5 protein-coding genes are annotated in these 8,621 nt (G+C 45.0%); 2 read left to right on the forward strand and 3 right to left on the reverse strand.

Annotated features, from left to right (window positions below):
* The 3 genes from IIA05_08000 to IIA05_08010 all read right to left on the reverse strand — a co-directional run.
* Positions 1-501 (reverse strand): GIY-YIG nuclease family protein (locus IIA05_08000; GenBank protein ID MCH9027040.1); only part of this gene is annotated, 501 nt, incomplete at its 3' end.
* A complete protein-coding gene (locus IIA05_08005) occupies positions 468-722 on the reverse strand; it encodes a hypothetical protein (GenBank protein MCH9027041.1) in 255 nt (84 codons plus the stop codon). The genes IIA05_08000 and IIA05_08005, both read right to left, overlap by 34 nt.
* Positions 715-909, reverse strand: coding sequence for a hypothetical protein (locus IIA05_08010; protein MCH9027042.1), 195 nt, complete (start codon positions 907-909; stop codon positions 715-717). Before IIA05_08010 ends, IIA05_08005 begins: the two co-directional genes overlap by 8 nt.
* Positions 910-1,799: 890 nt before the next feature.
* On the opposite strand from IIA05_08010, the gene IIA05_08015 reads away from it, so the two are divergent.
* Together IIA05_08015 and IIA05_08020 are read left to right on the forward strand one after the other, a co-directional pair.
* A complete protein-coding gene (locus tag IIA05_08015; protein MCH9027043.1) occupies positions 1,800-6,512 on the forward strand; it encodes a DUF3320 domain-containing protein in 4,713 nt (1,570 codons plus the stop codon).
* 450 nt (positions 6,513-6,962) lie between these two features.
* Complete coding sequence (locus IIA05_08020; protein MCH9027044.1) at positions 6,963-8,174, forward strand: ankyrin repeat domain-containing protein; 1,212 nt, start codon at positions 6,963-6,965, stop codon at positions 8,172-8,174.
* Positions 8,175-8,621 lie beyond the last annotated feature (447 nt).

Consider the following 8,621-nt stretch of genomic DNA (forward strand, 5'->3'; position numbering starts at 1 on the left):
CTCGCTTGTTACTTTGCTCATTAAAAGTTCCTTAGCAATAGCAATTTGATCCTCAAGCGAATATTCCTTATCAAAAAATTCCGTATATTCATCTTCCTCGGCGAGAAAGACAGCTTCCAACGTATTCCTCATCTTTGCTGTTTGATGGTCACCTGAATAACGTAGCATTTTCAGAATTTCTGCACGCGCTGTATCGGCATCAATTTTAAACAATCCTTTACCTTGCGGAACACGGTACTTGCGGAACCTGGCTTCAAATTCAGACTTATATTGATTAGGGTAGGTTACCAGTAATGAAAAAACCTCCTCGAACGGCAACGATAAGTCGATGCTGCCATTTAGTTGGCTAATTTTTGTTTCTATACCCTCGTTTATCGTAAACCCAATAATTAACAAGCCTTTTAGAGCTGGATTAGACAAGATATATACAAGCCCTATTTCGGCACCCCCATTTTTTGATGCGCTAGTCATAGCGACATGGCCTTCTGGTTCGGATTCCAATGCGTAATCTCCAGTTTTGCCTCCCCGATCCCCAATGAGCGAATCCACTTGGCCGCAGCGTTAAGGGTGCTCCAGGTTTTTAACTTACCCTTCAATGTTTCCGCAACGTTACTGCCATTGGCTGTTTCTATTCTTACGTGAAAACTTGATTGGTCGGCAATTATTCGTACCTGCCGCACAGCACCCGCCTCAACCAGCGCCCTAATTACTTTTTCATTCATTTTTTTCTTCCTGGAAAAGCTCGACTTGTTCCGGCACCGGAATGCCCGCGTCTTTGCAGTGTTCTCGAATCAGCACTTCGACCATGTTAGCAATGCTTCGATGCTCTTCTTTCGCAGCTATTCGCAAAGCCTCCTTCACCCCCGGGTCAATCCGCAGGTTGAGTGTCGCTGTTTTCAGTCTGGCCACAAATGTTCCCTTATGATGCCGAATGCGTTACATTGTACAGTATGTGTACTGAAATAATACTAAAACTTACAAAGGCCTTGTAAGCCTGGTGTCAGTTGAACCCATGAAATTACTGCTTGATAGCTATGTTGCTGGCGTGCTGATCGTCGCGATACGCCTCGCTTTGCAAATGGTATATGTACTCGATTCCTATAATTGGGACTCCAGAAAGTTGGACATTTGGTTTACTTTTTCGCTTGTAAGTCTTCTTTGGCCTCTCTTCGCCTTAAAACCGCATTATTTGATAGATCCTGACCCCTTATTTGACGATTATGGGATCGCCAAAAGGATGCGAGAACTGGATCGGCTACGTGAGAATCCACCAATCTGCGGTTAGGTTATTCTTTACAGGCAGGGACATGGTCGGTACGAAGAAACTTTTGGGGAGTTTCTTTTTAAGGCTGCCGAAGTTGAGGAAGTTCTTGGTACGCGACTGGCTGCACACCCAAGTCTTTATCGAGACCAGGAAGGAGCAATTTTGAACTGGTTGCGAAGGCGGGATAAAAGTATAAACGAGCCTACGGCAGTTCCAAGCTCCTGGGACAGATTTCAATATGCGGCAAATACTCTAGCGAGAGAAGGCAAATCACAAGTTACTTGCCTAAAGTGCAACTCAAAAATTCGCAATGAGGACATTGACGAGTTAAATGATAAAGGCCGCGAGAATTATAAGAAATAGAAATTGAATGTTTAAACGGCTCAATTCACGATCTAATATGGCGTGATAGACCTATAATTTTGAGAATTGCCTAGTTTGTACGGTAAAGTGACAAGAAACACTGCGCTGCTGGGTGGGGTAGACCAGCACGGGAAGAAAAAATAAGCGATCTTGCTAGTAGGGGAAGACGATAATGAATCCGCATGTGCTAGCTCATCTAGAGAAAGCCAGAAAAGAGTTATTGGACCTTGGCCTCCGTAACTCTCTTCTGAACTACCGAGCCAGGTCAAATCGAATAGATGTTATAGACGAACTCTCCGATCAAGTCTACAAGATGCTCGTGACTGATGGAAAGAAAATGTGCTTCGTCCCGCTTCCAGGCGAAAAAATAGATAAAATGGACGAAGACTTATTTTTGTCGCTTTCTGAATCTGACCAGGATTGGTCGACTATTTTTGCGGAGGATGAGGAGCAAGATCAGCAATCAACTGTTGGTATTGCAGCCCGCTACACCGACAATAAACTTCAAACGCGTTTGGCCTCAGAGTCCCTCCATGCACGTCTATTGAAAATATATAGGGCAGCTAGAACGTTTTTGGAGGAACAAGGAGTCAATACACTCTACCTGGCGATTGGATTTCTTCATTGGTATGACGCTAATTCATCGGAGATCGTTCGTAAGGCACCACTTATTCTTGTCCCTGTGGAGCTGAGCAGAAAAAGCGCCAAATCCAGATTTTGGGTGAAGTACAGTGAGAGTGAACTGTCGATAAATCTTTCTTTAGCGGAAAAACTAAAGGACATTCTTGGGGTTGAGTTGCCGGAAATTAATGGTGAAGATCTAGATGTAAAAAACTATTTTAACGCCGTGAGCCGATCTATCGAAAGCCAGACCCGCTGGATAATTAAAAGCGACGAAATTTGTTTGGGCTTTTTCAGCTTCGGAAAATTCCTGATGTACAAAGACCTGGATTTGTCCAAGTGGCCAGAAGACTCTACTGCGCATAGTAATGAAGTTATCGACGCACTGCTAGGCGTTGGTTTTACAGAGCCTTCAACCGACATCAGTCCAGACGATGATCAAGATCCTCTTCCTGCGGATATATCAGTCCACCAAGTAGTAGATGCCGATAGTTCTCAAACCGCTGCCATAGTAGCAGTCCAACAAGGCAAGAGCATTTTGATTCAGGGGCCTCCCGGGACTGGAAAGTCCCAGACCATCACGAATCTGATTGCGGATTGTCTTGCGAACGGCAAAACGGTCTTGTTTGTAGCAGAGAAGATGGCAGCTTTGGAAGTGGTTAAGCGACGGCTCGATCACATTGATTTGGGCGATTCTATTCTGGAACTTCATAGTCATAAAACGAACAAAAAGGCACTTTTGGGAGAGTTGCATCGGACATTGGATTTAGGTAAGCCTACTCTTGGGAAAACCAAGGTGGATCTGACAAGTCTGGCTCAAATTGAAAAGCGATTAGATGATTACGCTGGCGCGATAAACAAACCAGTGAGCAACTCCGGATTTTCGCCGAACTATCTGATTGGGAAGCGGAGAGAATTGATTGGTTCCGGATCGAGAAACCTCGAACTTCAGATAGATAAAATGAGTGAATGGTCTTGGTTCGATATTCAGCAGAAACAAGCACTCGTTAGGCAATACGAAGCAGTCCTTGAGAGGTTTGGCATTCCAGAAAAGCATCCTTTCTTCGGCTCCAGGCTGGGCGTTCTGCTTCCGACTGATGAGTCGTCAATAGAGCGATCGCTTTCGGAAGCAACGCAGTCGCTAGAAAGCTTGATGGCAACAACAGCAGAACTTTCGTCACGTCTCCATCTTTCCAGGCCAAACTGCATTTTAGATGTAGACATCTATATCCGAGCGGCAGAAAGGGCAATTGAGGCACCGCATCTAGTTGGCGTCAGAGTCAATTCAGCCGAGTGGCAAGTGCGCCGGGATGATCTCAAGAAGCTTTGTGACTCCGGAAGAAAAATGTTCGAGTTAAAATCCGGGCGAGACGATCTACTGATTGAGGAGAGTTGGGCATTCGATGTGCTGAGCATCCGGCATGCACTAATTAATTATACGGACAAGTGGTGGCGCTTCTTTTCTTCAGAGTATCGGAGAGAAAAGAAACGGTTGGCAGGCCTTTGTGTTAATGGATTGCCAGATGGCAGGCATAGCCTACTGCCTGTTGTTGATGACATCCTAGAGTATCAAAGAAACGCAAGAATATTTGAGCCATTAGAAGGCTTGGGATCAACCTTATATGGTGCACAGTGGCAGGGACTTTCATCAGATTGGGATGTTTTGAATGGTTTGGCAAACTGGATTGTCTTGCTATATGAAGAAATAGGTGAAGGCAAGATACCGGATGGGCTTATCGCGTTCTTGGCCGGAGACCCGGAGCTGAGAGGTCTTTCAGGGCTCGTATCTCGGATTTCCAAAGCAATACCGAATTGGCAGACAAACAAAGAAATTGTTTTAGAAAAGCTTGGGATGCCGTCGAATTTCTTCGGTGATCTCCGCTTTGACGAGATCGTAATGAAATTAGGTTTCTTGAAGGAGAATTTGTCACGCCTTCATGAGGTCACTGCGTACAACAATGTCGTGGCTGAGTTGGAAGATATGGGGCTCTCCAAACTCGTGGAATTAACTGCGAGTACTACGCCGGGCGAGGTTCAATTGGAAACAGCAATTGAGTTGGAATGGGTCGAGAAATTGTTGAAGGAGGCCTATAACAGTCGTACGGCTTTGCAGCGGTTTGACAGATCTAGACACGAACAAGACATCAAAGAGTTTTGCAAACTTGATACTGGACAGTTTCTGCAGAACAGGGCGATCTTGGCCAAGAAGCATTGGGATTTGTTACCTAACTTTAATGCTGGTGAAGTTGGAATTATTAGAAGAGAGATAAACCGCAAACGTGGTCACATGCCAATTCGACGTTTGCTTGGTGAAGCAGGCCGAGCGATTCAGCAGATTAAGCCGGTTTTCATGATGAGCCCATTGTCTATCGCTAACTTCTTGCAACCGGGTGGCCATTCCTTTGACGTATTGATTTTTGATGAAGCCAGCCAGATCAAGCCAGTAGATGCCTTTGGCGCAATCTTGCGTTGTAAGCAGGTCGTCGTAGTGGGCGACGATAAGCAAATGCCACCGACGAATTTCTTCGACTCTCTAGTGGGTCCCACTAACGATGACGATGAAAATATCGTGGCAGATATGGAAAGTATTCTTGGGTTATTTATTTCTCAAGGTTGCCGGCAAATCATGCTCAAGTGGCATTATCGAAGTCAAGACGAGTCACTGATAGCTGTTTCTAACTATGAGTTCTATAACAATAAACTCATTCTTTTTCCTGCTCCTGGAAACCATCCAACTGCGCGTGGGCTTCAGTTTCTCCATTTACCTAATACTGCATATGAAAGAGGCACTACTCGAACAAACCCGCGTGAAGCTCAAGCGATCGCGTTGGAGGTCATGAAACATGCCAAAAGTAGACCGACGGAAACACTTGGCGTAGTTGCGTTTAGTAAAGTTCAGAGAGATGCAATTGAGATGCAATTAGAGTTGATCAGGAGAAAGGATGAATCATGCGAAAACTTTTTTGCTCATTCTCATGATGAGCCTTTCTTTACAAAGAATTTAGAGAATGTCCAGGGTGACGAAAGGGACACCATTTTTATTAGCATTGGTTATGGCAAAACAAAGGAAGGCTATCTTGCGATGGATTTCGGTCCAGTTAATCGAAATGGTGGCGAGAGGCGACTGAACGTTTTGATTTCTAGGGCGAAGCAGACTTGTCGTGTTTTTGCAAACTTTGAATCGGGTGACTTGGACCTCAATAGATCCTCTCAAAGGGGTGTAGCGGTATTGAAAACGTTTCTGAACTATGCGAAAACGCGTGTTCTGGATGTTCCTGATCTGGGATCCGATGAAACTGATTCGCCATTTGAAGACTCAGTGATACTAGCCTTGAGGAGACTGGGTTACGAAGTCAGGTCCCAAATTGGAAGTGGCGGATTCAAACTTGATATTGGAGTGGTTGATGTTGAGCGTCCGGGTAGTTACATACTTGGTATTGAGTGCGATGGGGCCACATACCACTCAGCGAAATGGGCTAGAGATAGAGATCGCCTTAGAGAGGAAGTATTGAAGCGTCTGGGCTGGCGAATACACAGGATTTGGAGTACAGATTATTTTCGAGATCCGGAGAAGGAAATCCGTCGCGTCGCTGAGGCAATAGAGCGTGCGAAAATAAGTAGGGGAGCTCCTGCGAACAAGAGCGATAGAAACGCAGACGAAGAGTTTAGAGTTGAGCGTTCGGTTAAGAGCCCTTCTGTGAAAGATCCTACTGTGGCAAGCGATTACTGGATGGCGGACATAAGTGTAAGTCTTGGCGGCAAAGGGTTGCATGAGCTATCAATGCAAAGGTTTGCAGAATACATCGAAATGGTGGTGGATATTGAAGCACCAGTTCATAATGAAGAAGTATTGAGGCGGATAATGGAAGCCTGCGGAGTAAATCGAGCTGGTTCTCGTATAAAGACCGCATATCTTTCTGCGCTTAACACGGCAGTACGGTCGAGAAAAAGCATAAAGAAAATTAAAGGTTTCCTATGGCCCGCGGGAGGCGCAAAAATAAAAGTAAGAGACAGGACTGGGTTAGATAACTCTGCACGAAATTTGAAAATGATCGCACCCGAAGAGATTGCACTTGCGTTCGAGACTGCGGTCAAACGATCACATTCGATAGTGGGTGATGAGCTAATAGCTGTAGTCGCAAAATCATTTGGTCTACAGCGGGTCACATCTAATATGAAAAAGTCGCTCAAAATACATTTAAGAAAACTGATCGAAGGTGAGAAGTTATCTATCGAAGGCGATCTCATTTCGTCACCAAACTAGGTTGGCACCCGGAAACTATTTGAAATCAGGAAGCCACTTCCTGAAATTGTATTCCCGAACTTATCAATCGCAATTATTGTGCAGACCGATTTGTTAACTTTTTCAAACAATTCTTGAGTGAACGATTGCCTTTGATGCCTTGAACTTTCATCATTATTGTTCGGCCCAGCGTTAACCATTACGCTGAGTAGAAAAAACGCAACAAAAACAAGTTTATAAGCCAAGCTTAGACCCGTTTGAATTGGGATAACCAACGATTTGTAAGGGCTACACATGAAGCAGGTTAATCAAAAACAAATATCTGCTTTGGGTCATCAGAAGTGGTCAGAATCAGTCTAATTGACCTGACAAAGCTTACGAATAGGGGTTAGTCGAGCTAAATCTACAGACACGGTGACGCCGTTTTCGTATTATCTTGGCACGTTGTTCGATCGCAAAGGGGTGAATCCTATGAGCCTGCGATTCCAGCCAGTAACGGTCATCCGTGCCGCATTTTTGGCCATCTTATTGATCCTGGTCTCCGGCTGCGTCAGTACGCTTGGAAGAGCTGTTGATTCGGGCGACATAGAGGCCGCGAAAAGAGCCATTGAAAAAGGCGGCAGTGTTAACGGTAACCAATGGGTAACTTCCCCACTCAATCGAGCAATTAGTAATGATGATCTAGAAATGGTCAAGCTGCTCCATCAAAATGGAGCTACGCTCCGACGAGGCTATTTTGGAGTTGCCGCAACAGCGAGTGCTTTAAGCACATACGGTTATCTGGCGGAAAACGGTGTTGACATCGCCGTGTGTGCGCTTGATCAAAGCTATCCGACCTGGTGGAATCGGAGCTTAAATATTGGCAGTTTTTTGCCGCCTTTAGGTTCGGCAATTGCGCGTAAAAATATACAGTCTACAAAACTTTTGCTCGATCTTGGCGCACCCCTGGAATACCGCTGTGATGTACCGCTTGGAGGCGACTACAACTTCTCAGCAATAATTGCTGCTTCTGTATTGGGAAATTCGGAAATAATCGGATTGCTTATTAAAAGAGGCTCGAATCCCAACCGATTGACGCTTAGTGGCCTTACCCCACTTTCAATGGCAGCTCAATATGGTTATTTCGATGCTGCTAGGGTTTTATTAGCAAACGGTGCGTATCATTCGTACTCAAATCAAATCAAGCAACCGATCGAATACGCCATTGAAGCTGGCAACGAAAATATTGTCGATCTTCTAGTTTACGCCGGTGCAAAGCGCCCGCAGCGCACGGCCTCATCAAACGTGCTGGGAAGCATTGCAAATGCGCTAGTAGATGGTGTGATCCTTGTTGCGGGTATTTATTTGATCGTCGAAGGTGCGAAATACTATAACTTTCAAGATAGTTTTACATCGAGCAGTAGTTCTAGTGACGATAGGACTCGCCGCTCACCAAGCCAGTCAATACGTGCTAACGACGACAATCAATGCAACAGCGATTTCCAATGCAGTGTTTTGGAAGTGTGCCTGAAAAAACCGGGGCATATCAGCGGCATATGCGTAAAAGATGCCAGTCAAACGCGGCTTAAGGGAGAAAGAGATTCTGTAGAAAGTGCATTTGTTCGACCGTTAACATTTAAAAGCACTGGTAACTGTGAGCTAGGTTTTCACTGGGATTTGATTTATCAAGCATGCGTCAAGTAACTGGGTAGGCGGCAAACGAATGCTCATCCGAGATTCTCGGACAAATCGATACATTTACGGCAAATAAACGGCCATACACGCCTCGAAAATCCCCGAATGTCCCCGAAAGTCTCCTTTTCCCTTTATTCAGAGGGATATCGATTCAAATCGCCGGGTAGTGTATATGCGCAAGGGCTGCAGTCCCTTACGCGTGTGGGGTCGAACAACGTAAGCCGAATCGTTCTAGAGATTAGATTTTCTGAGTGGCATCAACATGCCTGAATTCCCCGATTTCACCTTTTCACCCTATACACCGGCCGGCCAGTTCTAGAAATACTTTTCCAATGGGAGTGTAGTGGTGAAAAGATGAAATGATAGAAATGGAAGTTGAAAAGAGTTTTTGATATTTGATACTCGATACTAGTGCACTGTAACGTAAATTATTGATCATTCTTGTCATTGCGAGCC

The organism is Pseudomonadota bacterium (assembly GCA_022572885.1).
Classification (GTDB): domain Bacteria; phylum Pseudomonadota; class Gammaproteobacteria; order Steroidobacterales; family MnTg04; genus MnTg04.